This is a genomic window from Gordonia heveisoli, from assembly GCF_030315745.1.
Lineage (GTDB): Bacteria > Actinomycetota > Actinomycetes > Mycobacteriales > Mycobacteriaceae > Gordonia.
Window position 1 is genome coordinate 66,539 of the sequence record NZ_JASXSH010000016.1, and the last position, 25,210, is coordinate 91,748.

Annotated in this window: 21 protein-coding genes; 11 read left to right on the forward strand and 10 right to left on the reverse strand. The window is 67.0% G+C overall.

All coding sequences use genetic code 11. The annotated features are described in order from the left end of the window. Positions 1 to 9: 9 nt before the first annotated feature. Complete coding sequence (locus tag QSJ18_RS14675) at positions 10 to 1,338, forward strand: acyltransferase family protein (RefSeq protein ID WP_286327331.1); 1,329 nt, start codon at positions 10 to 12, stop codon at positions 1,336 to 1,338. Here QSJ18_RS14675 and QSJ18_RS14680 read toward each other — a convergent pair. Continuing rightward, positions 1,329 to 2,555 carry an oxygenase MpaB family protein gene (locus QSJ18_RS14680; RefSeq protein ID WP_286327292.1) on the reverse strand — a complete coding sequence of 409 codons (1,227 nt, stop codon included), beginning with the start codon at positions 2,553 to 2,555 and terminating at the stop codon, positions 1,329 to 1,331. The two genes, QSJ18_RS14675 and QSJ18_RS14680, sit on opposite strands and share 10 nt — an antisense overlap. Positions 2,556 to 2,735: 180 nt before the next feature. On the opposite strand from QSJ18_RS14680, the gene QSJ18_RS14685 reads away from it, so the two are divergent. Further along, positions 2,736 to 3,413 carry a TetR/AcrR family transcriptional regulator gene (locus QSJ18_RS14685; protein ID WP_286327293.1) on the forward strand — a complete coding sequence of 226 codons (678 nt, stop codon included), beginning with the start codon at positions 2,736 to 2,738 and terminating at the stop codon, positions 3,411 to 3,413. A 7-nt stretch (positions 3,414 to 3,420) separates the two neighbouring features. Here the strand turns inward: QSJ18_RS14685 and QSJ18_RS14690 are convergent, their stop codons facing one another. Both QSJ18_RS14690 and QSJ18_RS14695 read right to left on the reverse strand, forming a co-directional pair. After that, entirely contained in the window at positions 3,421 to 3,864 is a 444-nt protein-coding gene (locus QSJ18_RS14690; protein ID WP_286327294.1) for an SRPBCC family protein, read from the reverse strand. A 104-nt stretch (positions 3,865 to 3,968) separates the two neighbouring features. Further along, complete coding sequence (locus QSJ18_RS14695; RefSeq protein WP_286327295.1) at positions 3,969 to 4,103, reverse strand: hypothetical protein; 135 nt, start codon at positions 4,101 to 4,103, stop codon at positions 3,969 to 3,971. On the opposite strand from QSJ18_RS14695, the gene QSJ18_RS14700 reads away from it, so the two are divergent. Beyond that, positions 4,087 to 5,223: an FUSC family protein gene (locus QSJ18_RS14700; protein WP_286327296.1), complete on the forward strand. Its 1,137-nt coding sequence runs from the start codon at positions 4,087 to 4,089 to the stop codon at positions 5,221 to 5,223. The two genes, QSJ18_RS14695 and QSJ18_RS14700, sit on opposite strands and share 17 nt — an antisense overlap. A gap of 171 nt (positions 5,224 to 5,394) precedes the next feature. Beyond that, positions 5,395 to 7,566: a glutamine synthetase III family protein gene (locus tag QSJ18_RS14705; RefSeq protein ID WP_286327297.1), complete on the forward strand. Its 2,172-nt coding sequence runs from the start codon at positions 5,395 to 5,397 to the stop codon at positions 7,564 to 7,566. A gap of 22 nt (positions 7,567 to 7,588) precedes the next feature. On the opposite strand, the gene QSJ18_RS14710 is transcribed toward QSJ18_RS14705, so the two are convergent. Continuing rightward, a complete protein-coding gene (locus tag QSJ18_RS14710) occupies positions 7,589 to 9,214 on the reverse strand; it encodes a PucR family transcriptional regulator (protein ID WP_286327298.1) in 1,626 nt (541 codons plus the stop codon). A 75-nt stretch (positions 9,215 to 9,289) separates the two neighbouring features. Between QSJ18_RS14710 and pruA the strand changes: the two genes are divergently transcribed. Further along, complete coding sequence (gene pruA / locus QSJ18_RS14715) at positions 9,290 to 10,945, forward strand: L-glutamate gamma-semialdehyde dehydrogenase (RefSeq protein WP_286327299.1); 1,656 nt, start codon at positions 9,290 to 9,292, stop codon at positions 10,943 to 10,945. Continuing rightward, entirely contained in the window at positions 10,942 to 11,892 is a 951-nt protein-coding gene (locus tag QSJ18_RS14720; protein ID WP_286327300.1) for a proline dehydrogenase family protein, read from the forward strand. The genes pruA and QSJ18_RS14720 overlap by 4 nt, the downstream gene beginning before the upstream one ends. A 17-nt stretch (positions 11,893 to 11,909) precedes the next feature. Here QSJ18_RS14720 and QSJ18_RS14725 read toward each other — a convergent pair whose 3' ends face one another. Then, on the reverse strand, positions 11,910 to 13,718 hold the full coding sequence (locus tag QSJ18_RS14725; protein ID WP_286327301.1) for a substrate-binding domain-containing protein: 1,809 nt from the start codon (positions 13,716 to 13,718) through the stop codon (positions 11,910 to 11,912). A 94-nt stretch (positions 13,719 to 13,812) separates the two neighbouring features. Then, entirely contained in the window at positions 13,813 to 14,250 is a 438-nt protein-coding gene (locus tag QSJ18_RS14730) for a type II toxin-antitoxin system Rv0910 family toxin (protein ID WP_286327332.1), read from the reverse strand. Here QSJ18_RS14730 and QSJ18_RS14735 point away from each other — a divergent pair. Continuing rightward, on the forward strand, positions 14,228 to 14,866 hold the full coding sequence (locus QSJ18_RS14735) for a DNA-3-methyladenine glycosylase (protein ID WP_286327302.1): 639 nt from the start codon (positions 14,228 to 14,230) through the stop codon (positions 14,864 to 14,866). The genes QSJ18_RS14730 and QSJ18_RS14735 overlap by 23 nt on opposite strands. A gap of 50 nt (positions 14,867 to 14,916) precedes the next feature. Here QSJ18_RS14735 and QSJ18_RS14740 read toward each other — a convergent pair whose 3' ends face one another. The 3 genes from QSJ18_RS14740 to QSJ18_RS14750 are packed head-to-tail and all read right to left on the reverse strand — an operon-like array spanning position 14,917 to position 18,846. Beyond that, the gene (locus QSJ18_RS14740) at positions 14,917 to 15,135 is read right to left on the reverse strand and encodes an antitoxin (protein WP_286327303.1); all 219 of its coding nucleotides are present in this window, start codon (positions 15,133 to 15,135) and stop codon (positions 14,917 to 14,919) included. A gap of 55 nt (positions 15,136 to 15,190) precedes the next feature. Further along, positions 15,191 to 17,683: an HAD-IC family P-type ATPase gene (locus QSJ18_RS14745; RefSeq protein WP_286327304.1), complete on the reverse strand. Its 2,493-nt coding sequence runs from the start codon at positions 17,681 to 17,683 to the stop codon at positions 15,191 to 15,193. Further along, the gene (locus QSJ18_RS14750) at positions 17,680 to 18,846 is read right to left on the reverse strand and encodes an MBL fold metallo-hydrolase (protein WP_286327305.1); all 1,167 of its coding nucleotides are present in this window, start codon (positions 18,844 to 18,846) and stop codon (positions 17,680 to 17,682) included. The genes QSJ18_RS14745 and QSJ18_RS14750 overlap by 4 nt, the downstream gene beginning before the upstream one ends. A gap of 238 nt (positions 18,847 to 19,084) precedes the next feature. Between QSJ18_RS14750 and QSJ18_RS14755 the strand changes: the two genes are divergently transcribed. Genes QSJ18_RS14755 through QSJ18_RS14770 form a run of 4 tightly spaced genes read left to right on the forward strand, consistent with a single transcriptional unit; the run spans position 19,085 to position 23,375 of the window. Then, positions 19,085 to 19,693 carry a TetR/AcrR family transcriptional regulator gene (locus QSJ18_RS14755; RefSeq protein ID WP_286327306.1) on the forward strand — a complete coding sequence of 203 codons (609 nt, stop codon included), beginning with the start codon at positions 19,085 to 19,087 and terminating at the stop codon, positions 19,691 to 19,693. After that, positions 19,677 to 20,909: a type III PLP-dependent enzyme domain-containing protein gene (locus QSJ18_RS14760; protein WP_286327307.1), complete on the forward strand. Its 1,233-nt coding sequence runs from the start codon at positions 19,677 to 19,679 to the stop codon at positions 20,907 to 20,909. Before QSJ18_RS14755 ends, QSJ18_RS14760 begins: the two co-directional genes overlap by 17 nt. Continuing rightward, complete coding sequence (locus QSJ18_RS14765; RefSeq protein WP_462476088.1) at positions 20,897 to 22,222, forward strand: D-arabinono-1,4-lactone oxidase; 1,326 nt, start codon at positions 20,897 to 20,899, stop codon at positions 22,220 to 22,222. The genes QSJ18_RS14760 and QSJ18_RS14765 overlap by 13 nt, the downstream gene beginning before the upstream one ends. Positions 22,223 to 22,268: 46 nt before the next feature. Next, positions 22,269 to 23,375 carry an XdhC family protein gene (locus tag QSJ18_RS14770; protein WP_286327309.1) on the forward strand — a complete coding sequence of 369 codons (1,107 nt, stop codon included), beginning with the start codon at positions 22,269 to 22,271 and terminating at the stop codon, positions 23,373 to 23,375. Here the strand turns inward: QSJ18_RS14770 and QSJ18_RS14775 are convergent, their stop codons facing one another. Then, positions 23,376 to 25,169, reverse strand: coding sequence for a purine-cytosine permease family protein (locus QSJ18_RS14775; RefSeq protein WP_286327310.1), 1,794 nt, complete (start codon positions 25,167 to 25,169; stop codon positions 23,376 to 23,378). Positions 25,170 to 25,210 lie beyond the last annotated feature (41 nt).

Here is a 25,210-nt window from a genome sequence, read left to right on the forward strand (position 1 = left end):
GGCTTGGCGATGATCGCGGGCACCAGCCAGTCCACTCGATCCGGTGACACCGGACCGAGTGGTGCATCGGCATCCGCGCCTGCCAACCGCGCCCCCCGCGCCCTGACCGCAGATTTCGTCCGGGTGTCCCTGTTCACGCTGGTCGTCGTGACCCACAGCGTCAACGCGATCAGCTGGTCACCCGACGTCATCCGTGAATCGAACCTGGTCGGCACCCTTCTGCATATGACCCGGTACGGATTCGTGGCGGTCACCCTGTTCGTACTCGTCCTCAGCATGCGAGGTCGGACGATGTCCGCGCGCCAGTTCTGGCGCCGCCGTTTCGGTCTGGTCGTCGCCCCGTACCTGATCTGGTCGGTGATCTACGCCGCGGCCGATCACGTGATCATCAAGGACAACCCGTTCCCGGACCCCGCCACCTTCTTCACCACGCTTGCGCACGACATCGCGACCGGTGAGGCGAAGTATCAGCTGTACTTCCTGCTGATCTCGATGCAGATCTACCTACTGTTCCCGTTGCTGTCGAAACTGCTGGACCGCTTCGGCGACCGCCCGTGGCAATTCCTGGCCGTCGCCGCCGCCATCCAATTGACGATGTCGGTCGTATTCCAGTATCTGCCGCGCCCCAGTGGCTGGGACCTCGTCTACGCCGTCGGGTGGAAGACGCTGCCGATGTACACACTGTTCATGGCGATGGGTTTGCTGGCCGCCCATCACAAGGAAGCCGTCGAACAGTGGCTGCGCGACCACGCGTTCACCGTCGTCGCCGTCGCCGGGTGCTGCGCCGCCTTCTCGATCACCGCCTACCTGCTCAATTCGACGCCGGGCCTGTTCCCCGAGTCCGCGACCACCGCATGGAATCCGGCCACGCTGCCGTGGCTGGTCAGCGGCTTCGCGCTGCTGTGGCTGATCGCGCTGCTGTGGAACGACCGGGCCACCGCCGTACCCGGACGATCGGCGGCCGCGGTGTCGTGGGCGACGTTGCGGGCCTTCGGCGTCTTCGCGGTGCACCCGTTGATCCTGGACATCCTCGCCCGCGCCGGATTCTTCGACCTGCTCTTCGCCGAACGATTCCCGGGTTCACATGCCATCCGGGCGATCGTGCTGGTCGTGACACTGCTGACGCTGGCGCTGCTGACCGTCGAACTACTACTCCGGCTGCCGTTCAGTAAATATCTCGTCGCCCGGGACCGCATCCCGGTCCCCATCGACCCGATTCGCGAGCTGGTTGCGAAGCTGCGGACCCGCGGCGACGACGAGCAGAACGGCGTGCCGGCACCGAATCACGCACGCCGACACATCGATACACAATCGGAGAAAGTCACCGCTCAGCCGTAGTGCGGGTTGTTGTGCGCCGGAATCGTGATGTTGATCGGCATCCGCAATTCCGACATGTAGAACAACACGAATTGGCGCAGGAATTCATCGAAGAGCCAATACGCCTCGCGTGGCATCCCGACATTCAGCAGCCCCTCGCGCACCAGGACATACGGTCCCCATGCGGTTTCCAGCAACGGTGACCAGACCGGTTCACGCGGAATGTGCAGCCAGTCCGCGATCCGGTCGCCACACATGAATCGGGTGATCGCCCCCAGGACACCGCGCGACAGCAGGGTGAGATCCAGGTTCATACCGAGGTCGAGCAGGATGTCGGCGAGCTTGATCCCCTCGGGAGTGGGCGCCTGGATAGGATCGAGCACCTGCTGGGCCTGCGATTCGGCCGCGCCCCAGGAACTCGGGATGTACTGGTCCTGGACACCGAGCATGTGGGCGGTGATCTGCCAGGAGTGCAGGAATCCCGACGACTCGTCGGCCGCGATCGGCACCCGCCACTTGCGCAGATTCCGCATCACCGTGGTGGGCAGGCTGTGCCAGGTGACCATGATATCGGCCTGGCTGATCGGCACCTTCTCGCTGGCCGCATGCGTCCACCACGACGAGTTCGGCAGGATGTGCCGGACCGCGGCATGCGCCATACGGGTCTTGAGGCAGGTCACGATCATCTCGCCGTCGGGGTTATAGGCGTTGAGCGAGCCGATGTCGTAGCCGAGCTTCGCGGTCTTGGTGATGCGGTCCTTCATGTCCGCGCCACCCTGCGAGTAGTAGACCGCGCGGGCCTCCTTCGGGATGACCGTACTCATCATGCCGCTGGCGAATCCGTAGATCACGCCGAGGTAGGTCCCGCGCTTCTGGTTGAATCGCACGGCCGCGGCGAGCTTGTCACGGTCGGTCCACGACGGTAGCTGCCGCGCGTGTTCCATGAAGTCGCGCAACTCCGAGGGCAGACCTGCGGGCAAGGGCTGGCCGTTCTTGGTCCAGCCCCGCAGAATCTCATTGACCTTGGGGATCTCGCCCCGATCGAGCAACTTGGCGATAACGGGATCTGCCTCGTCGTCCCAGACGTCGTGTGGATCGGCGCCGCTGCCGGCACCGGGTACCGAATGGGCCGGCGACCAGGTCCACGGTGTGGACGGTGCGACGACGGCCGCCGCCGCACCCAAGGCGCCGACCGTACCGGTCGTTCGCAGAAGTTGTCGTCTGTTCAGATCATTCATGGCAGATCCCCGTCCCTCACTGATGGTGCAATGTGACAATTTCTGTCACACTGTATCAGGCCTACCACCATGTGACCCGCAACACACGAAAATCGTCGGGTTTTGCGAACGTAATCCGGACGCTGCCTATCGTGGAACCACCGCCTACCGTTTCGCGCGGCCCAGCAGACCAGGAGGGATATGAGCAGCGCACCGTCCGAGCAGCCTGCCCCCACCGGGGATTCGCTGCTCGAACGCGCCTATCTGCGCGCCATCGGCCGAACCGACACCGACATCGACCCGACGGCCGAGAAACTCCTCGACGCCGCCTTCGAACTGTTCTGCCGGTCCGGCATCCAGCGCACATCGATGGAACGGGTCGCGCAGTGCGCCGGCGTCACCCGGGTGACGCTGTACCGGAAGTTCGCCACCAAGGACGTACTCGTCGAGGAGGTCGTGCTGCGGGAGTTCCGCAGCTACTTCGACGACTTCCTGACCGACATCCGCGACGCCACGACGGTCGCCGACCGAGTGGTCCTGGGCTTCGTCCGCTCGTTGCGCGCGCTGTCGGGCAATCCCCTGATCAGCGGCATGTTCGCCACCGAACCCGAGATGCTCATCGGGTCCATGATCGGCGACGACGGTCGGCTGTTTGCAACGGTGCGCGGATTCGTCGCCGGCCAGCTTCGCCGCGAACAGCACGCAGGCAACGTCGACGCCGACATCGACGTCGACCTGATCGCCGAGATGATGGTCCGCATCTCGGCTTCCTTCCTCACCGTCCCCAGCCGCATCGTCGACATCACCGACGAGGACGAACTCGCCACCATCGCCCGAATGTTCGTCGTACCGATGCTGAACAAGGCCGACGACATCTGACCCTCGGTCAGCCCCGCTGCGCGGCCACGTGGGCTGCGATCTTCGAATCTGTGTGGCGGACAGCCTGATTGGCGAATGGACCGATGATTGCGCCGAGTGCCTTGCCTGCCAGACCGCCGGGCAGCTGATACGCGAACTCGACGTTCACCGCGGTACCACCGTCGACATCGGCGAATCGCCATGTGGTGTCCGCCTTGAACCCCTCGACCGCGACCAGCGCGATGAGCTCACCCGCCACCCACTCGGTGCATTCGACAACCGACTTGAGCGTCTTGGGTCCGGCGTCGATGGACACCGCGAACCTGGACCCGAGTCCGGAGGTCACCTCGGTCAACGGTTCGAACTTCTTCACCCCGAACATGTACTCGGGCACATTCTGATACCCGTTGACGTAGTCGAAGATCAGGTCCCGAGATCCGTCGATGACAGCCTCATGACGTACGACAGCCATGCAAACCCCTCCCACTGTTGACTCGGCACCCACCAATCATCGGGAGTGCCGGACTGCCTGCAGTCTGCCTCATCGCCGACCACGCCGACCGGATCGACCCGCGATCATTCCCCCGGCGGCAGCAATACCGTGTGCAGCAGGCCGGCCAGGTCGTCCCCCAGCGTGGTGATCGACGCCGCGCTCGGCATCGTCGTCGAGACGACCTCGCCGTAGAGTGTCGGGGTGACCGACGTCGACACCCCTGGGCCGCCACGGCACGGGCGCACCCGCCGTGCGCTGGCGGCCCTCGGGCATGCCGCACGTCCGAGCGTCTGGCGGGCAGCGCTCACCCTCGACACCGGTCGGATCGGTTATGCGGTGCCCCTGCGCGTCGGGCTGGCTGCCGGGTTGGTCCTGATCGTCGGTGGCCTTACCGGGCAGACCGAACTGGCCGGCTTCGCCGCCCTCGGTGCACTGATCTCCGCCTTCGGCAGGCCCGATCCCTATCGCGCCCGGTGGGGCAAGCTCATCGCCCTCGGGGTCGGGATGACCGCATCGACCGCGATCGGCGGTCTCATCGGCCTGACGGACAGTTCCATGGCGGTCGAGATCATCGTCATCTCCGTACTCGCCGGTGTGGCGGCACTATTCGTCGACGCCCTACGAGTGGCCGGCCCGGGCGCCGTCGTCTTCGTGTTCTCCGCGGCTGCCGCCGCCGGCTACGTCCACGACGCCCACGCGCTCGGCGCCGCCACCGTCGCCACCGCCCTCGGCGCCGCCTGCGGTGCGATCGCCTCGCTACTGCCGTGGCTGCGCGCCCTGTGGACAGCAGACACGGCCCCGCAGGTGCGTCACGAGGGCACCCTCCGTTCACTGCGGCGATGTGGAGATCCCGACCTGCTCCGATCGGCTTCCCGGATCACCGCAGCGGCCGCGATCGCCGCCGTCGTCGCCGCGAGCGCCGGACTGTCGCATCCGATGTGGGCCGCGATGGGCGCGACCGCCGCATTACAGGGAGTGTCCTATCACCACGCCGTCACCCGAGGAGTGGCTCGCCTGGTCGGCAACATCACCGGGGGCCTACTCGCGGCTGTCCTCCTCGCCGTACCGTTGGGCTATTGGGGCATCGTGGTGGCGGTCGTCATCTTCCAGACCCTCGCCGAGATCACCGCGACGATCAACTACGCGCTCTGCTCGACCTGGGTGACGCCGATGGCACTGCTGCTCACCGCGATGTCGGCCGGGCTGACACCGGCGGCCGCGATCGACCGTGTGCTCGACACCCTGATCGGGGTCGCGGTCGGTATCGTCGTCGGAGCACTCACCATCGCCGCCGACGACCCGCTCCCCAGCCTCACCCGACGCCACCGACACCACTGATTTCGGTTCGGCTGCCTGTTTTCCTGCCTGTCACACATGCGAAACGGCCCGCATACACCTCGCTCATAGCGTCGAGTCGCTCGCATGCACCACCCCCGGCGAGCACTCAGCAGCAACACGTGCGGCGCCCCGGACCCGGATCGGCGCACGGAGCAGACTTCAGGAGACGCTATGAGCGGCAGCATGTCCCGACGCCAGGCAATCAAGGCAGTCACCACCTACGAGGTGGAGACCGACGGCTTCCCCGAACCGTTGGCGGACACCTTCGGTCGCAACGTGTTCAGCCTGTCGGTGATGAAGAAGCGGCTGCCGAAACATGTCTTCAAGGCGGTGGCGGCGACCATCGACACCGGTGCCCCGCTCGACCCGACGCTGGCCGACTACGTCGCGGTCGCCATGAAGGACTGGGCGATCGAGAAGGGTGCCACCCACTACGCTCACGTCTTCTACCCGCTGACCGGGTTCACCGCCGAGAAGCACGACTCCTTCCTGGAACCGGACTCGACCGGTGCATCGCTCGCCGAATTCGCCGGAAAGACGTTGATGCAGGGCGAACCCGATGCGTCGAGCTTCCCCAACGGCGGTCTGCGCGGCACCTTCGAGGCCCGTGGCTACACCGGCTGGGATGTGACCAGCCCGGCGTACATCTTGGAGAACCCCAACGGCAACACCCTGTGCATCCCGACGATCTTCATCTCGTGGACCGGTGAGGCGCTGGACAAGAAGACGCCGCTGCTGCGCAGCCAACAGGCGATGAGCAAGCAGGCGATGCGGCTGCTCAAGCTGTTCGGCCACGACAACGTCGACACCGTGGTGTCCTTCGCGGGCGCCGAGCAGGAATACTTCCTCATCGACGAACACTTCTTCTACGCCCGCCCCGACCTGATGACCTCCAGCCGAACCCTCTTCGGCGCCAAGCCCTCCAAGGGGCAGGAGTTCGACGACCACTACTTCGGCGCGATCCCCGACCGTGTGCTGGCGTTCATGATCGAACTCGACCGGGAACTGTTCAAGCAGGGCATCCCGGCCAAGACCCGCCACAACGAGGTCGCCCCCGGACAGTTCGAGATCGCCCCGGTCTTCGAGCGTTCGGTGCTCGCCCACGACCACCAACAGCTGATGATGACCACCATGAAGCGGGTGGCCGAGAAGTACGGCATGAAATGCCTGCTGCACGAGAAGCCCTTCGCCGGGGTGAACGGTTCGGGCAAGCATGTGAACTTCTCCCTGGGCAACGGCAATCAGGGCAATCTGCTCAACCCGGGCGACACCCCGCATGAGAACATGCAGTTCCTGACCTTCTGCGGAGCCATCATCCGCGGCGTGCACAAGCACGGCGGGTTGCTGCGTGCGGCCGTGGCGTCGGCCTCCAACGACCACCGGCTCGGCGCCAATGAGGCTCCGCCCGCGATCATCTCGATCTTCCTCGGCGAACAGCTGATGGATGTGTTCGAACAGATCGCCAAGGGGGGTGCCACCGGGTCGAAGTCCGCGGGCGTCATCGAACTCGGCGTCGACACCCTCCCACCGCTGAAGGCCGATCCCGGAGACCGAAACCGCACCAGCCCGTTCGCCTTCACCGGCAACCGCTTCGAGTACCGCGCACCCGGATCCAACCAGTCGATCTCCGACCCGATGGTCGCCATCAACACCATCCTCGCCGACTCCATCGACTTCGTCGCCGGCGAACTGGAGACACTGCTCGCCGACGGCGCCGACCTCAACGACGCCGTTCAGAAGGTGTTGCAGGAACTCTTCATCCAGCACGGTGCGGTGGTGTTCAACGGCAACGGTTACGCCGACGAATGGCAGGAGGAAGCGGCCGCGCGCGGACTGAAGAACCTCCGCACCACCGTCGACGCCATCCCCGAGTACACCTCGGCGGAGACGATCGAGATCTTCGAACGCTACGGCGTACTGTCGGCTCGCGAACTCAAGGCACGCGAGGACGTCAACTTCGAGTACTACGCCCTCACCCTGCTGGTCGAGGCGAAGGAGACCTCGGAGATCGCCACCACGATGATCCTGCCCGCCGCCATCCGGTACCAAGGCGAACTGGCGGGCACGGCCGCATCCCTCAAGGCCGCCGGGATCGACGCGCCGACGCCGTTCCTCGGCGAGGTCACCGAACTGATCGGTGCCCTGCACACCGCGACCGTCGCCCTCGACGCGGCCATCGCCGGCCTGCACGGCGACGATGGACAGGCTGAATCCGCATGTGCGTTGGCGACTCTGGTGCCTGGGATGGCCGCGGTCCGCGAGGTCGCCGACCAGCTCGAAGGGGTGGTGGCCGACGATCTGTGGCCGCTGCCCACCTACAACGAGATGCTCACCATTCTCTGAGCCGGACGTCGGTCACCGGAAGTCATCCGGTGGCCGACGTCTTGTCCTGGCGGGGCGCGCGCAGCGACAGGGCGACGACGAGCCGTGCGGCCGGGTCGTCGAGGTCGATGCCGGTCAGGGCCTGCAGCCGACGGATTCGGTGACGCAAGGTGTTCGGGTGTACGTGCAGTTCGTCGGCCGCGGCGGCGACATCGCCGAAGCGATCGAGGTAGACCCGTAACGACTCGGTGAAGGCACTGCCCGTCCGGGCGTCGAGGTCGGCAAGCGCGACGACCCGAGGGTCTACGAGATCCGGTTTGTCGGCGAGTAATCCGACGATCTCACCGAGCAGTACCCCGGTCCGGGAAGCCTCGATCGTGGTGACGTCGTCGATCAGCCCGTGCTGGTGCCCAGCGGCGTCGAGGACCCGGTCGGCCTGTCCGCGCAGTCCGGGCAGTTGCGCGAGCCCCGGCCCCGGACCTGCCACCACGGCGCGCACCCGGATCCCGAACTGCCGCTCGGTGGCCGCGACGGTGCCCCGCGCCCACCCGACCGCAGCCTCCGCCTCGGCGCCCGGGGCGATCACATACGCCCGGTCGTCGACGATGGTCGTCACCGACCGTGGGCTGAACGCGCTGGCGTGCAGGGTCAGCGCGGCAACCTGGGTGGCCACGGACTCCGGCGCACGAGCCACCGCGGTCGGCATCCCGAAAGCGACGACCACCGACGACGCGGCGGCGTCGAGCCCCAGCTGACCGGCCAGATAGTCGACGTCGACGACCGGCCCGCGCACGCCGAGTAGACGTTGCACCAGGTCGTCGTGCTCGGTACCCGCGGCGCGTCGTCGGGTGATGACGCGCGCCGCGACCGATGCCGCACCGATCAACGCGTCGTCGGTGTCGGCGGCCAGCGGCTCACGCCCCTGCTGCAGCCACACCACCCCGAGAAACTCGCCGACCCCCGGTCCAGGCGTGCGGATGGCGATCGCGCGACGCGGCCGCAACCCGAGGTCGGCGTGCTCATCGACGGAGATCACCTCCGACGAGGTCCGCAACGCATCCAGCACACCCCACCGGCGCAGCCACGCCAGCATGCGCGGCGGCCCCTCACGCCCCAGGATGGACAGCCGCCGCAATTCGTCGGCCGCATCCCCGGCCGGCGAATAGGCCAGCACATGCGAGCGTTCGTCCTCGATACTGACCAGCCCGCCGGTGCGCTGGGCCAGCGCACCGGCGAGCTCGAACAGGTCGCCGGTCGAACCCGCTCGCATCGACTCGCCCGCAACCGGACCGGTGTCGAGGACGCGCAGGATGAGGTTGTAGATGCGTTCGGTGCGGGCATGCGGGTCGATGGCGATCACCGCGACACCCAGCCGCCGCGCCGCATCGACGAGCCGCGCAGTGGGCGACTTCAGCAGCACCGCCGCCGGAGGATGCGGCGCCAGACCTGTCAGCAGGTCGAGCGCCACCTCATCGGGCAGCCCCAACAGCAGATGCAGATCGGCCGCACGCCCGGCACGCCCCAAGCCGTAGTGCACATCGTCGAGGTCGACCAGTGCGATCGAGGTGACCGGCAGATCCAGCCCGCGCGGCGCATCGACCAGGGTTGCGAGGGTGCGATCCAGTGCCAGCAGCAGCCGCCCCAGCGTCACACCTTCGGAATTGTCCATATCGACAACATTAGGTATCCACCGTTGGCGAATTCACCATCGTCGCCAAACCGAAACGAGGGTGCACTGGAAGGTATGGATGCCGTCACCACTCCGCCCCGGCCGGTGAACGAACCGGTCCACACCTACGCCCCCGGCACGCCCGAACGCGCGCGGCTGCTCGCCGAACTGGCCGCCCAGTCGAACGCGGGACCGCGCGAACTGCCCCACCTGATCGGCGGTGCCGCCCGTACCGGCGACGGCGAGCCGATCGACGTGGTCGAACCACACGCCCACCACCGAGTGCTCGGCACCATCGCCAACGCCACCCACGACGACGTGCGCGCCGCCATCGACGCAGCCCGTGCCGCCGCACCCGGCTGGGCCGACACCAGCTTCGACGACCGGGCCGCGGTGCTGCTGCGCGCCGCCGACCTACTCGCCGGACCGTGGCGCGAACGGATCGCGGTGGCCACCATGCTCGGCCAGTCGAAGTCGGTGCAGCAGGCCGAAATCGACGCACCCTGCGAGCTCGTCGACTTCTGGCGGTTCAACGTCGCCTTCGCCCGAGCGATCCTCGCCGAACAGCCGGAGTCGTCACCCGGCGTATGGAACCGGCTCGACCATCGTCCGCTCGACGGTTTCGTGCTGGCCATCACCCCGTTCAACTTCACCGCGATCGCCGCGAACATCCCGACCGCACCGATGCTCATGGGTAACACGGTGGTCTGGAAACCATCACCGACGCAGGCCTATTCGGCCCAGCTGACCTTTGACCTACTCCGCGCTGCCGGACTTCCCGACGGAGTGATCAACCTCGTCCACGGCGACGGCACCGCGGTCTCCGACGTCGCGCTCTCCGATCCCGATCTGGCCGGCATCCATTTCACCGGGTCGACCCGCACCTTCCGGCACCTGTGGCACGAGGTCGGCAGTCACCTCGACACCTATCGCAACTATCCGCGGCTCGTCGGCGAGACCGGCGGCAAGGACTTCATCGTCGCGCATGCATCGGCCGACCCGGATGTTTTGCGCACCACACTGATCCGAGGCGCCTTCGAATATCAGGGCCAGAAATGCTCGGCCGCATCCCGCGCCTACGTCGCGCGGTCGGTGTGGGAGCGCATGGGCGACGACTTCCTCGGCGAGGCCGCGGACCTCGCGTACGGCGATGTCCGGGATCTGCGCAACTTCGGCGGGGCGCTCATCGATCGGCGCGCCTTCGACAAGCAGGTGGCCGCACTCGACCGCGCCAAATCCACCCCGGCACTGACCATCGCGGTCGGCGGTGAATGCGACGACAGCGTCGGCTATTTCGTCCGCCCGACCGTGCTGATCTCCGACGATCCCACCGACGACTGTTTCGCCACCGAATATTTCGGCCCCCTGCTCTCGGTCTACATATACGACGACGCCGATTTCGAATCGACACTGGCGCTGGTGGACTCGACGGCCCGCTACGCGCTGACCGGATCGGTGATCGCTACCGACCTGTCGGCGATCGCGACCGCGTCGTCGACGCTGCGGCAGGCGGCGGGCAACTTCTACATCAACGACAAACCGACCGGCGCCGTCGTCGGACAGCAGCCCTTCGGTGGCGCGCGCGCCTCCGGCACCAACGACAAGGCCGGTTCCAAGGCCAACCTGATGCGCTGGACGTCGACCCGCACCATCAAACAGACCTTCGTCCCACCGACATCGTCGGGGTATCCGCACATGCTGCCCGACCGAACCGACGGAACCTCGCCGTGAGCAGAGTCTTCGACGCCGCACTACGGCCGGCGATCGCCGCCGCCGCCCGCAGCGAGCGCATCCGACGCGACCTGACGCGGTTACCCCTCACCGAGCGGGTGGTGCGCCGGTTCATTCCCGGCGAAACCCTCGACGACGTCGGTGTGGCCATCGACGACCGGCTCCGGAACTCGATGGCGGTGAGCGTCGACGTCCTGGGCGAGGACACCGCCACCGAGACGCAGGCCGATCACATGGTCGAGGCGTATCTCGCGCTGCTGGAATCGATGTCGCGGATCGCCCAACCGGCACCGGGCGCACTCGAGGTGTCGGTGAAATTGACCGCGCTCGGTCTTCGACTACCCGAGCACGGACCCAAGATCGCCGAGGCCAACACCCGCCGCATCGCCGAGACCGCCGCCGACATGGGGGTTCTGGTGACCGTCGACGCCGAGGACCATCACAGCATCGCCGACCGGCTGCGGATCGTGCGCGCGCTACGCGGAGACTTCCCAGATCTCGGTACCGTGTTGCAGGCAGGTCTGCGACGCACCGAGGACGACTGCGCCGAGTTCGCCGCGACCGGGGCGCGGATTCGGCTGTGCAAGGGCGCCTACGCCGAACCGGCGACCGTCGCCTTCGCCGACCGCGACCAGATCGACGAATCATATCTACGGTGTCTGCGCATCCTGATGAAAGGCAACGGATATCCGATGGTGGCCAGCCACGACCCACTGATCATCGGCGCCGCGACAGCCATCGCCACCGACACCGAACGCGCAGCCGGCACCTGGGAGTACCAGATGCTCTACGGCATCCGCACCGACGAACAAGCGCGTATCGCACAGTCGGCCAACCGGATCCGGGTGTATCTACCCTATGGACCAGAGTGGTACGGCTACTTCATGCGCCGACTCGCCGAGAAGCCGGCCAACCTGCGCCTGTTTCTCCGTGCGCTGGCCGGCTGACAACGACCCGACCCGGGTCAACGACCGGCGGCCTCCACACGGGCCGCGATGGCGTTGACGAACACCGACCGGATATCGGCGGCGGTCCTGGCGACATAGGTCGTACCGCCGGTGGCATCGGCGATCGCCGCGAGCGACTCCGAGTCGGCGTCCTTGGAGATACCGATCGTCAGCACCAACACCGGTCGGGCCGGATCCTCGAGTTCCTTGAGCTGACTGAGCAGTTCCTGCAGCGAGATGCTGCCCGGATCCTCGTTGCGTCCGTCGGTCATGATGATGACGCTGTTGGAATAGTTCGGGTCGTAGGTGTCCTGAACGCGTTTGAAAGCTGCGAGGGTGGTGTCGTACAGGCCGGTACCGCCGCCGAGGTTGCCCGGCGACAACTCCGACCGCAGCACCTTGATGATGTCGTCGCGGTGGGTCTCACCGCTGGAGCCGGGCGCATCCAGCCGCCGGATCGGCACCATCTCCGACCAGTCCTGACCGTCGCCGCCCTTGTCGATACTGAAGGCCCAACCGCCGATCTGCGCATTGTTCGGGAACAGTTTGAGTCCGGCCAACGACGCCTGGTAGAGCAACTCGGCCCGCGTCGTACCACCCTCGGAGGCTTCCATCGACCCCGACGTGTCCTCGACGACCAGCGTCCGGATGGGCACACCGAGTACCTGCCACTGGCGCAGCGCCCGGTCGACGGCATTCGGATCCTTGAGTTCGAGCACCTTGACCTCGCCGATACCGCCCTCGGGGGGACTCTCGGCCTTCGGCTGTCGGTACCCGGCATTCGAGAGCGCCGCGCGGCCCGCATCGCTGCCGATCGCATCGACGAGCGCCTTCCCCGCCATCGCCGCCTGCTCCTTACGGGCCGTCGACGCGGTGTTCACCAACGGGTAATCGAGCAGGACGGTGCCGTCGGTGGGCGTGACCGCCTTCAGCTTCGAGCCCGGATGGGTGCGGGTGAACAGCAGGAACTGCTGTTCGGTGGTCACCACCGGCACCGGCGAGGTGTTCGCCAGGTTGAGCCGGGTGCCTTCGTTGTCGTTGGCCAGACGCGCGTTGTTCTGCTGCACCGCCATCGTCGTCATGGCACCGGTCAGCTCCTGCTGGGTGAGGGTGCCTGCGTCGACCTCGGCGAGGGCACCGATGATCGGCGCGTCGCCGGTCGAGGTATCGACCGGAGAACCCGTACGCAGGTCCGGAAGCTTCATCACCTCGACCCAGGTCTTGAGTTCGGGCACATCCTGTCCCGCCACGACGGTCGGTGACGACGCGGTCGAAGGTGAGACGAGGTCGAGGTCGCGACGCACCTGGGTGGTGACGCGGCGGGCCTGAACCTGGGAATCTGCCAGCCACAGGTCAGGGGCCTGGTCGCCCTGGGTCAACAGGCCGGGCACCTCCGCACCGGCCGCCGTCTGCACGTCGTAGTCGTAGCAGGAGTCCTCGGAGGCCTGCTTGGCGATGTCTCGCAGGGCCCCGGTCATCGCGGTGTCGGAGGCCACCGCGACCTTCGTCCGGCCATCACAGTCCGACGACGTCGAGGCTCGCCACAGGATGAATCCGGTGACCAGCGCCGCGACGACGACCAGCGCGGCGACCAGCCAGCCCCAGCTGATGCGACGCCCGGTCCGGACCTTGCGGTGTTCGAAACCGAAGTCGTCGGCTCCCGTGTTCGGACGTGCCGACGCTGCGGCCGTCTTCGGAGCTGCGGCCGTCTTCGGAGCTGCGGCCGCCTTCGGAGCTGCCGCCGCCTTCGGACGGGCCGGCCCGCGGTCCTCGGCACTGCCCGAACCGTTGTCCGGGCGATCGCCACCAGAGCTATGACGCCCCATCTACTTCATTCCCCTCATGCGCATCCCCGGAGGTCACCGGAGATGTGTCTCGCCGACGGTCGACCCGACGGCGAGGTATGGGCTGATTATTACCTCAGCCGAAGACCTCGCGAAATCTGGTCAGCGATTTGTGCAGATCCCCCGACACCGCCATCGCGGCCGCCTTACCTGCCGGCCCGATGAGCGGCAGCCCACCCAGTTCAACCGTAAAGGTTACTGCCGAACCGGTGGCGATGGGCGAAATCCCCAGGTCAAGCTTGGCTTTGACGCCACCTTTGCCGCTGCCTTTCAACCGCACCCGACGCTGCGGTTCGAAGTTCTCGATAACCCAGTCGAAGCGCACGCGGGTACCTTTGACCTTCACCACCGACGTGATCTTGGTGCCCACCGCCAGTTCAGCGGCGCTCGGCACCGGACTGCGCCAGCCGTCGTGCAGCAGTAGCCAATCGTCGAACCTCGACAGATCTGACGCCGCCGACCAGGTATCTTCCGGGGACAGGTCTACGTCGATGGAGTCGCTTGTCTTGGCCATGGTCACCGAGCCTAGCGTTTGTGAATACGCGCGTTCGCTACTGGGCAATCAACTCGTCGGGCACGGTGTGACGATCGTGATCACCGAGGTCGAGGCGTATGCGGGTCCCGACGATCCGGCGTCGCACGCCTACACCCGGACGACGCGTTCGGAGATCATGTACGGCCCGCCCGGCCGGCTCTATGTCTATCGCATCCACGGGCATCACTGCGCGAACATCGTGTTCGGCCCCGACGGGCGAGCCGCCGCGGTGCTGCTGCGCGCGGGTCGGGTGATCGACGGCCACGACCTCGCGGCGCGGCGCCGACGGCCGACGGCCGGTCCCATCGCGGAGTCCGCGTTGGCGCGGGGACCGGGGAATCTGACTCGCGCGCTGGGAATCACGATCGCCGATCTGGGCACCGACGTGCTTGCGCCGGACCCCGTTCCGGGAGTCCCGGGTCCCGACCGGGTGTCGTTGCGGCCGGGAATTCGGGTCCCGCCCGCCGCCATCGCGTGCGGCCCGCGAGTGGGCGTCCGGCGTTTCGCCGACCAGCCGTGGCGGTATTGGATCGCCGACGACGAGTCGGTGTCGCCCTATCGCCGCCACCCCCGTGCCGACCCCAGCCAAACGTAAAGGCGATCACCCATGACGGGTGATCGCCTCTACGTGACGTTTCTCGAAGCCTACTGCTGCGGCTGCCCCGGGTTCTCCGGGGTTTCCGGGTTCTCCGCGGGCTTGTCCTCCGCGCCGACAGCCTTCTTCGCCGCATCCTGTGCCTTGTCGACCTGCGCGGCGTACTTGCCACCGGTCGCCTTGTCGATGGCGTCACCACCCTTGTCGATGAGGCTGGGGTTGCCCTTCAGCGCAGCCTTGGCCTTGTCCACGAGTCCTTTGAGGTCCATCACATCTCCTGATCGACGAGCCGGACGGCCTCCGGCAGCCCGGTAATTCTACCCATCACCGAGCGACCGCTTCCAGGTGACCGTCGGCGTGTGCACGAGCAACATCGCGCCGCGCAGTAACCCGCGGCACGATCCGCGACACCAGTTCCACGCAGACGATGCCGATCGCGGCCGCACCGAAGGCGACCGAATTCATCTCCCAATTCGTGGAATCGAGTTTGAACATATCCTGGGTGAACGGCCACGCGAAGATGAGCACATACATCAGCACCGACACCGCCAGCAGCACGATCTTCCACCACGTGTACGGACGCGCGACGACGGCCAGCACATAGACGGCCACCGCGATCAGCGCGATGAGCGTCGCGGTCGCCGCCTGCGTCTGCGCCGGGGACAGATCCACCGAGTCGCCACCCACCTCGACACCGGCGCCGCCCGGGTTGACGATCACGTAGGTGATGAAGGCGGTGAGGCCGACGATGATGCCGTTGGGGACCGCCATGAGCAGCACCCGGCGCACGAACCCGCTGCGTGCCCGTTCATTGTTCGGGGCCAGCGACAGGACGAAGGCGGGGACCCCGATGGTGAACCAGGCCGAGATCGTCACATGGATCGGCTGGAACGGATAGCTCAGTGGATCGGATCCCGCGATGTGCGCGATGAGACCGCCGATACCGACCAGCAGCGCCAGCAACACCGCGTACACCGTCTTGGTGAGAAACAGATTCGACACCCGCTCGATGTTGCCGATGACCCGCCGCCCCTCGCCGACGACATAGGGCAGCGTGGCGAACTTGTTGTCCAGCAACACGATCTGGGCCACCGACCGGGCAGCGGAACTACCCGACCCCATCGCCACGCCGATGTCGGCATCTTTGAGGGCGAGGACGTCGTTGACGCCGTCACCGGTCATCGCGACCGTGTTGTCACGTGACTGCAGCGCCTTGACCATGGCGCGCTTCTGGTCGGGACGCACCCGGCCGAAGGTCACCCCGGACTCCACCACGTCGGCGAGTTCGTCGTTGTCACTGGGCAGTTCCCGCGCATCCACCGAGGTTTCCGGCGAACCGAGCCCGAGGGACTGCGCCACCGCACCCACCGACCTGGCGTTGTCGCCCGAGATGACCTTGACGTCGACCTTCTGTTCGGCGAAGTACTCCAGGGTGCCGCGGGCGTCGGGACGGACCTTCTGTTCGAGCACGACCAGCGCCACCGGCACCACGTCACCGGGCACGACGGTGCCCGCGGCCGGCTCGGTGTCGACGGCGACGTCGGTGCGCGCCAGCAGCAGCACACGCAACCCGGTCGATCCGATATCGCCGGCTCGCGCGGCAGGTTCGCTGCCCGGGTCGAGGAGTACGTCGGGAGCGCCGATCACCCAGTTGCCGGCATCCTCGCCGGACCGGGTGCGGAACGACATCCCGCTCCACTTCTTGGCGGAGGTGAACGGTTCGATCGCGGACGCTTCCCAGTCCGGCGCGGCCGGAACCCCTTCGGCTACGGCGATCATGCTGGCATTCGGGCGCGGGTCATGGGCGGCGAGCGCCGCGAGCACCTGCTCGGGATCGCGCGGCGGCTGCGCGTCGAGGACCTCTATCTGTGCCAGCCGCATCCCGTTCTCGGTGAGCGTGCCGGTCTTGTCCGCACACACCACATTCACCCGCGCCAGCCCTTCGATGGCGGGGAGCTCGTTGACCAGACACTGACGTTGACCGAGCCGCACCACACCGACCGCGAATGCGATCGAAGTCATCAGGACCAGCCCTTCGGGCACCATCGGCACCAGCGCGGCGACCATCCCCAGCAACGACGACCGGATGCCGTTCTGACTGATGAACAGCTGGTTGACGATGGTCAGGATGCCGGCCGGGATCAGCAGCCAGGTGATCACGCGCAGAATCTGGTCGATGCCCGACCTCAGTTCTGAGGACACCAGGGTGAACTTCGACGCCTCCGCCGCCAACTGCGCGGCATAGGCGTCGGCACCGACCTTGGTGGCTCGATACGCGCCGCCGCCGGCCACCACGAAGCTGCCCGAGAGCACCTGATCGCCAGGGTTCTTGTCGACCGCGTCGGCCTCACCGGTGAGCAGTGATTCATCGACGTCGAGGGCGACGGCCTCGATCATCTCGCCGTCGACGACGATCTGGTCGCCTGCGCCGATCTCGATGATGTCGTCGAGCACGACCTCGTCGGGCGGCAATTCGGCGACCTGCCCGTCGCGGCGCACCCGCGGCCGCGTCTGGCCGACGATGGCCAGTTTGTCCAGCGTCCGCTTGGCGCGGATCTCCTGGATGATGCCGATACCGCTGTTGGCGATGATCAGCAGGCCGAACAGGCCGTTGATCAGTGACCCGGTGAACGCGACGATCGCGAACAACACGCCCAGGATCGCGTTGATCCGGGTGAACACGTTGGCGCGCACGATGTCGCGGACCGACCGGCCGGACCGGTCGGGCATCGAGTTGACCTGACCGGCGGCCACCCGCTCGGCAACCTGCTCGGCACTGAGACCACGTGCGTCGGTAACAGATTCGGTTGTCGTCATGCGGACGCCTCCCACCACGTCGGACGAGTGACGCCGGTACCTGCGCGTCGCTCCAGATCGATCGTGCCGCCGGGCTGCGGCACCAGCACCGTCGTCGCGTTGCGTTCGGCGTGCGGCAGCAACCGGACGATCGGGTCGCTCCAGGAATGTCTGGCCAAGTTGAAGGTCCCCCAATGGATCGGGATCAGCACCGAGTCGGTACCGGCCGACCCGGACAGCATCCGGTGGATGGCGACCGCCTCCTCCGGATTGACGTGGATGTCGGGCCACAGCGGATCGTAGGCGCCGACCGCGATGAGGGTGACGTCGAAGGGGCCCAGTGCGGCGCCGAGGTCGGCGAAGCGTTCGGTGTAGCCGGTGTCGCCGGAGAAGAAGATCCGGTGCGCCGGACCGCACACCGCCCAGCTCGCCCACTGGGTCAGGTTGCGGGCCAGCCAGCGCCCGGAGAAATGCCGGGCCGGGCCACAGGTGAAGTCCAGGGTGGCGCCGGGTGCGCGCACACTCACCGTGTCCCCCCAGTCGGCCTGCCGGATCCGCTCGGCGGCGATCCCCCAGGAGACGAGATGCGCGCCAACACCGACCGGTGCGACGAACACCGCCTCCGGCTGCCGTGCGGCGATGTCCACAACCGTCGCCATGTCGAGGTGGTCGTAGTGGTCGTGGCTGATCAGCACCACGTCGACCGGGGGCAGTTGGCCTGCTTCCAACGGGGCGCGATGCATCCGGCCCGGACCGACCAGTTGGCTCGGCGAGCAGCGGCGGCTCAGCACCGGATCGGTCAGCACCCGCACACCGTCGATGTCGACGAGCGCGGTGGCGTGACCGAGCCAGGTCACCGCCAGCGCGGCCGGCGCGTCGAAGGTGGGCACGGTCACCATGATCGGTTTGCGCGGCCGCCCTGGACTGCGCAGCATGTCGGCGAAGGCGGAGAGATCCGGCGCGACATCACTCTGCGGTTCGGGATTGGCGAACGCACCGTCGTTGCGGTGTGGCGACAAATCCACGTGGGGCTCGATCTGCTCGCGGCTGGCGCCCAGCGCACGAGCGGGTCGGAGCCCGCCCGCCGCGAGCCGTCCGACCGCCGCGTCGGCCATCGCCACCCCGAAGGTGGTGACCCGGCCGGGCGCACGCGCAGCCCGGTCCCGACCCTCGTTCTCGCTCATCGACGTCACGTTCTCACCCTAGTGCGCCGGAGTCGGACAAGCTCGGAGCACGCCGACGGGGGTGCGTCGACCATCCGACACCGACGATCGACGGCGGTATGCACCTCACGCGGTTCACGGTTGGTCCGCCAACCCGACGCGGCGACACCGTGCGCGCTGATAAGCTGCCGAATCAGTTGTTCACGCATATGCGCGGGTCGCATATCCGCTGTAGAGGTAGATCAATTCAGTGGCAAGGATGTCGGTCGACGAGCGCCGAAGCGCACTCATCGAAGCTGCTTTCCGGGTGATCGCGGATCATGGTGTCGAGGGGGCGACCACCAGACAGATCTGCGCGCACGCCGATATGCCCTTGGCGAGTTTCCATTACGCCTTCGAAAGCCGTACCGCACTGCTGGGTGCGGTCATGGAGACCGCGGTCCCCAATGACCTGGCCGACCTGCTTGCTTCGGTCCTGCACGAGACGGACGACGATGCCCCGGCGATCGGGATGGAGGAGAGCATCGAGCAGTTGTTCGCGGCGTTCTACGACCATCTCAAGGCCGATCCCGGACGTCTGCAGGCGACGATCTCCCTCGGCATCTACGGGCACAACCATCCGGAACTCGATACCTTCGGGCGGCGGATGTACGAGCGCCAGTTCGAGGTGGCGTCGATCGTCATGCGGGTGGCCGCCGAACGAGCCGGGGTGACGTGGTCGGAGCCCGTGGAGAATCTTGGCCCCATCGTGATCGCGGCGACGAACTCGATCACCCTCATCTATTTGAGTACCGCCGACGACAAGGCGATCAGGACCGTCATCGGGTCGGCCACACGTTCGCTGATGACGTATGTCGTCAGCGTATGACCAATCGTGGTGGGCCGGAATCGCCGACGCCGTCCGCACCGCGGGGCTCGACGCACCGATCCTGACCCTCGACATGGCCGCATTCGCGGCCAATGTCGCTGATCTGCGCCGCCGTGCGGCAGGCACCCCGATACGGGTGGCGTCCAAATCGTTGCGGGTACGGTCGATCATCGAGAACACCCTCGGCCACCCCGGCTACGCAGGTGTGCTCGCCTACGATCTGGCCGAGGCGCACTGGCTGGCAACCCAATCCGGCATCACCGACGTCCTGATGGGCTATCCGACGGTGCGACGCGAGGCGCTGACCGCCTTCGCCACCGACGAGATCGCCGTCAGCCGGGTCACCCTGCTCGTCGACTCGGCCGATCAGCTCGACCTCATCGACTCCGTCGTCGAACCCGATCGCCGCCCGGCGCTGCGCGTGGCCATCGACATCGATGCCTCCTACCGTCCGCTGGGCGGCCTGGTGCACATCGGGGTGCGGCGCTCCCCCGTCCACGGCGTCGCCGACGCGGTCGCACTGGCCCGGACCATCACCGCGCGTGCGGGATTCACCCTCGTGGGCGCCATGTCGTATGAGGCGCAGGTGGCCGGGGTCGCCGACGATGTCGACGGGCGGGCGCTGCAGAACCTTGCGGTACGGCTGATGCAGCAGCGGTCGATGCGCGAGTTGCGCCGCCGCCGTGGGGCCATCGTCGCGGCGCTGCGGGAGATCGCCGACCTGGAGATCGTCAACGCCGGCGGTACCGGATCGCTGGAGGAATCGGCCGCGGACTCGTCGGTCACCGACATCGCCGCTGGCAGCGGACTGTTCGGCGGCCATCTGTTCGACGGGTACCGCCGGTTCCGGCCCGCGCCGGCGTTGTCCTTCGGCCTCGACGTCGTCCGTAAGCCGGGCGACGACATCGCGACGTGTGCCGGGGGTGGCTGGATCGCGTCGGGGCCGCCCGCCGCGGACCGGCTGCCGATCCCGGTGTGGCCGGACGGGTTGTCCTATGTGGGGACCGAGGCGGCGGGCGAGGTGCAGACACCATTGCGCGGTGACGCCGCCCGCGACCTGCGCGCCGGAGATCGAATATGGTTCCGGCACACCAAATCCGGTGAGGTCTGCGAACGGTCGGCCCGGGTCGCCCTGATCGAGCGCGACGCGACCGGCGATCCACGGGTGCGCGAGGTGGTACCCACTTACCGAGGCGAAGGACGGTGCTTTCTGTGACGGCTGCGACGATCGGGTGGCGCAATTGGGGTGGCACCCAACGGTGCACCCCGGCCCGGGTGGAGTCGCCCACCGACGCGGTGCAGATCGCCGAACTCGTCGGCCGCGCACGCGCCGAGGGTCGTCGGATCAAAGCGGTCGGTGCCGGACACAGCTTCTCGGCGATCGCCGTCGCCGACGACATCCAGCTCGACCTCACCAGGATGCGCGGGCTGATCGCCACCGATGTCGAGACCGACCGCGCCACCCTGCGCGGCGGCACCCATCTCCACGAGATCCCACGTCTGCTGGCACCTTTCGGACTGGCGATGACCAACCTCGGCGACGTCGACCGGCAGACCATCAGCGGCGCGACCTCCACCGGCACCCATGGCACCGGCGCCGCCTTCGGCGGGATCAGTACCCAGATCGTCGGCGCCACCATCATCACCGGCACCGGCGAGGTGCGCGTCGTCGACGAACACGATCCCGATCTCGCCGCCGTCGCGCTCGGACTCGGATCGCTCGGCGTCCTGGCGGATCTGACCCTCGCCCTGGTGCCCGCCTTCCACATGCGGGCGCAGGAGACACCGATGTCCGCCGACGACGCGATCGCCGGATTCGCCGAGCGGACCGAGAAGTACGACCATCACGAGTTCTACTGGTTCCCGCACACCAATCGGGCGCTGGCCAAGATGAATACGCGGCTCGGTGTCGAGGAACCGTGCCACGGTCCAGGGCATGTGCGCCGCTGGGTGGATGACGAACTGTTGAGCAACAAGCTGTTCGGCGCGCTGTGTGCGGTGGGCGCGCGGGTGCCCGCCACGGTTCCGCCGATCGCCCAGATCGCCGGCCGAGCATTGTCCGCACGCACGTTCACCGACACCTCTACCGGTGTGTTCATCTCCGCCCGTGACGTGCGCTTCCGGGAGATGGAGTACGCCGTCCCCCTCGACACCATTCCCGAGGTACTCGACGAATTGCGCACCATGATCGACCGGCGGCGCTACCGCATCAGCTTCCCGGTCGAGGTGCGGGCGGCCGCCGAGGACGATCTGATGCTGTCCACCGCCGCCGGACGAACCAGTGGGTATGTCGCCGTCCACCGCTATCACCGTGACGACCCGGCCGATTCGGCGTCGTACTTCGCCGACGTCGAGGCCATCATGAGCGACTACGACGGGCGGCCGCACTGGGGGAAGATGCACAACCGCGATGCCGGGTATCTACGGACCGTCTACCCCCGCTTCGACGAGTTCCGGGCCGTCCGCGACCGGTACGACCCGGACCGGGTCTTCGCCAATCCATACCTGGAGCAGATTCTCGGACCGTGACTTCCTCCGACTGGCGCGACGCGGGTGGGTTGACGAGACTGGGGGCATGCGTGAGCTGTTGCCCGATCTGCTGAGTCTGCTCGCGGCCCGGGACGCCCGGCCGGTCGCGCTGGCGCGCGTCATCGGGGTGACCGGGGCGGCGCCGCGTGCGCCGGGAGCGGCCATGCTGGTCACCGGTGACGGGCAGATCGTGGGCTCGGTGTCGGGCGGATGCGTGGAGTCGACCCTGCATCACACCGCCGGGCAGGTGCTCGCCGACGGGGTCGCCGTCGTCGAGCGGTTCGCCGATCAGGACGCTCTGGGCCTCGCCGGCGCGGGACTGACCTGCGGCGGCGAGATCGAGGTGTTCGTCGAGCCGGTCGGACCCGAACGCCTCGACGACCTGCATCGGTTGTCCACCGCCGTCGCCCACCGGCAGCCGGTGGCGCTGGCCACGACCCTCGCCGCCCATCCTCGCTGGCATGTGCGCACCCCTACCGACCAGCAGCCGTGGCTCCGGCTCGATCACGACGTCGCCGATCTGCTCGCCACCGGCCGTAGTTCGATCATCGGGGTCGACGACTGCGATGCCGACGACCCGGCATCGCACTACCGGCCGCGCACCTTCGTGCAGTCGTTCGCACCGCCCGCCCGGCTGATCCTGGTGGGCGCCAACGACTTCGTCCGAGAGCTGGCCGCCATCGGTAGCCGCCTGGGGTTTCGGGTGACCGTCGTCGACGCCCGGCCGGTATTCGCCACCCGGGCACGATTTCCCGAGGCCGACGAGGTGGTCGTCGGATGGCCGGACAACTATCTCTCCGCCGAACTCGAGGCCGGCCGACTCCCGGCATCGTCGGCGGTCTGCGTGATGACCCACGACGCCAAATTCGATGTACCCGCACTGCGCGTCGCATTGTCGGGTGCGCCACTGTCATTCGTCGGCGCTCTGGGTTCGCGCCGGACTGTCGCCGACCGCCGCACCCGTCTGCTGGACGCCGGGGTCACCCCCGACCAACTGGCCCGGCTCCGTTCCCCGCTGGGTCTGGACCTCGGCGGACACACTCCCGCCGAGGTGGCGATTTCGATTGCCGCCCAGCTGATTGCCGAACGCAACAGCGGATCGGCCCGGCCGCTGACACACGGTCGCGGGCCGATCCACCGACACCGCGGATAGTCAGCCCGTGGTGGCGTCACCATCCTTCACGGCGATATCGGTCGTCTCCGCGGTGCCGGCCGACTTCTGTTCGGGCAGTATGTGTTCGCCACTGCGGTCGCACGACAACGCGAGCGAACTGATGTACTGCTTCTCCCCGTCGGGCCCCGGCTTGGCGGAGGCGATCATGTCCGGACGTTCGAAATCGATCCCGGTGACGCAGCAAGTGAGTCGCTCGTCGGAGGGGTTGCCGTGTTCGTCATACATCGGCAGATCGATGCCGTCGTCGGTACGGCGCAGGTAGTAGCGCCCCTTGGTGGCCAGCGCAATGATCGGCGGAAGCACCAGCGCCAGAACCAGAGCCACCAGCGGTGAGTACGGCTGGATGGCGTCGCCGAAGACGTGGAAGTACACGAGGATCGACGCACCCCCGGCGACGATCACCGACCCGAATCCGACCGGGTTCACGGCATAGAGCATGCCGCGCCGGAACTCTGGCTTCTTGGGTGAGATGCCGAGCAGATACTTGTTGATCGCGATGTCGGAGGCGACCGTCACGATCCACGCGATACCGCAGTTGGCGTAGAAGTTCAGCAGGTTGTTGAGGAAGCTGAACATGTCTGCCTCCATCAACACGATCGCGATCGCGACGTTGAACACCAAGAACACCAACCGGCCCGGGTAAGTCTTGGTCACGCGGGTGAAGCTGTTGGTCCAGGCCAGCGACCCCGAGTAGGCGTTGGTGACGTTGATCTTGATCTGGCTGATCACCACGAGGATGACCGCCAGCGTCAGTGCCAGCCAATGCGGGACGAACTCTTCGTACACCTCGACGAACTGGTGAACCGGCTGGTTGGCGATGCCGGCGTTGTCCATCGTGATGCCGATCAGGTAGACCGCCAAGAACAGGCCGACGACCTGCTTGATCGCACCGAAGATGACCCAGCCCGGACCGGCGGTCAGCATTGCCAGCCACCACTTGCGGGAGTTCTCCGGGGTGCGCGGCGGCATGAAGCGGAGATAGTCGATCTGCTCGGCGATCTGGGCGATCAGCGAGAGACAGACACCCGCGGCGAGCATGGTGCCCGCGAAGCTGACACCCTTGTTAAGCGGTTCACCGGTCGCGGTGTCGATACCGCCGAAGGCGAAGAAGTCGCCTACTGCGTCGGGGTGCTTGAACACCAGGTAGGCGAACGGCAACACCATCATGACCAGCCATAGCGGCGTCGTCCACACCTGCAGTTTGGCGAGCGTGTTCATGCCGTAGATCACCAGCGGGATGATCAGCACCGAGCTGAGCAGATACCCCAGCCACAGCGGGATGTTGAGGCCCAAGAGCAGGCCTTGGGCCATGATCGACCCTTCAAGGGCGAAGAAGATGAAGGTGAACGACGCGAAGATGACGTTGGTCAGCACCGAGCCGTAGTAGCCGAATCCGCTACCGCGGGTGATCAGGTCGAGGTCGATGTTGTAGCGGGCCGCGTAGTAGGACAGCGGGTAGCCGGTCAGGATGATGACGATCGCGAAGAATCCGATGCCCAGCAAGGCATTTCCGGTGCCGTTGGCGATGCCGATGTTGGCACCGATGGCAAAGTCCGCCAGGTAGGCGATACCACCGAGGGCCGACACGGCGACGACGCCCGGACCCCATTTGCGGTAGCTGCGCGGCGCGAACCGAAGGGTGTAGTCCTCCAGACTCTCGCGGGCGGCCGCGGCGGCGGCGCCGGTGGTGATGATGCTGTGTTCGGCGTTCTCGATCTCACCGACATCCTCGGTGAACTCCGCGACCTCGTCGCGAAAAGACTCTTTCGACATGCTGCGTGCGTCTCCCATTGCGTTCGGGGGGCAAGTGCTTT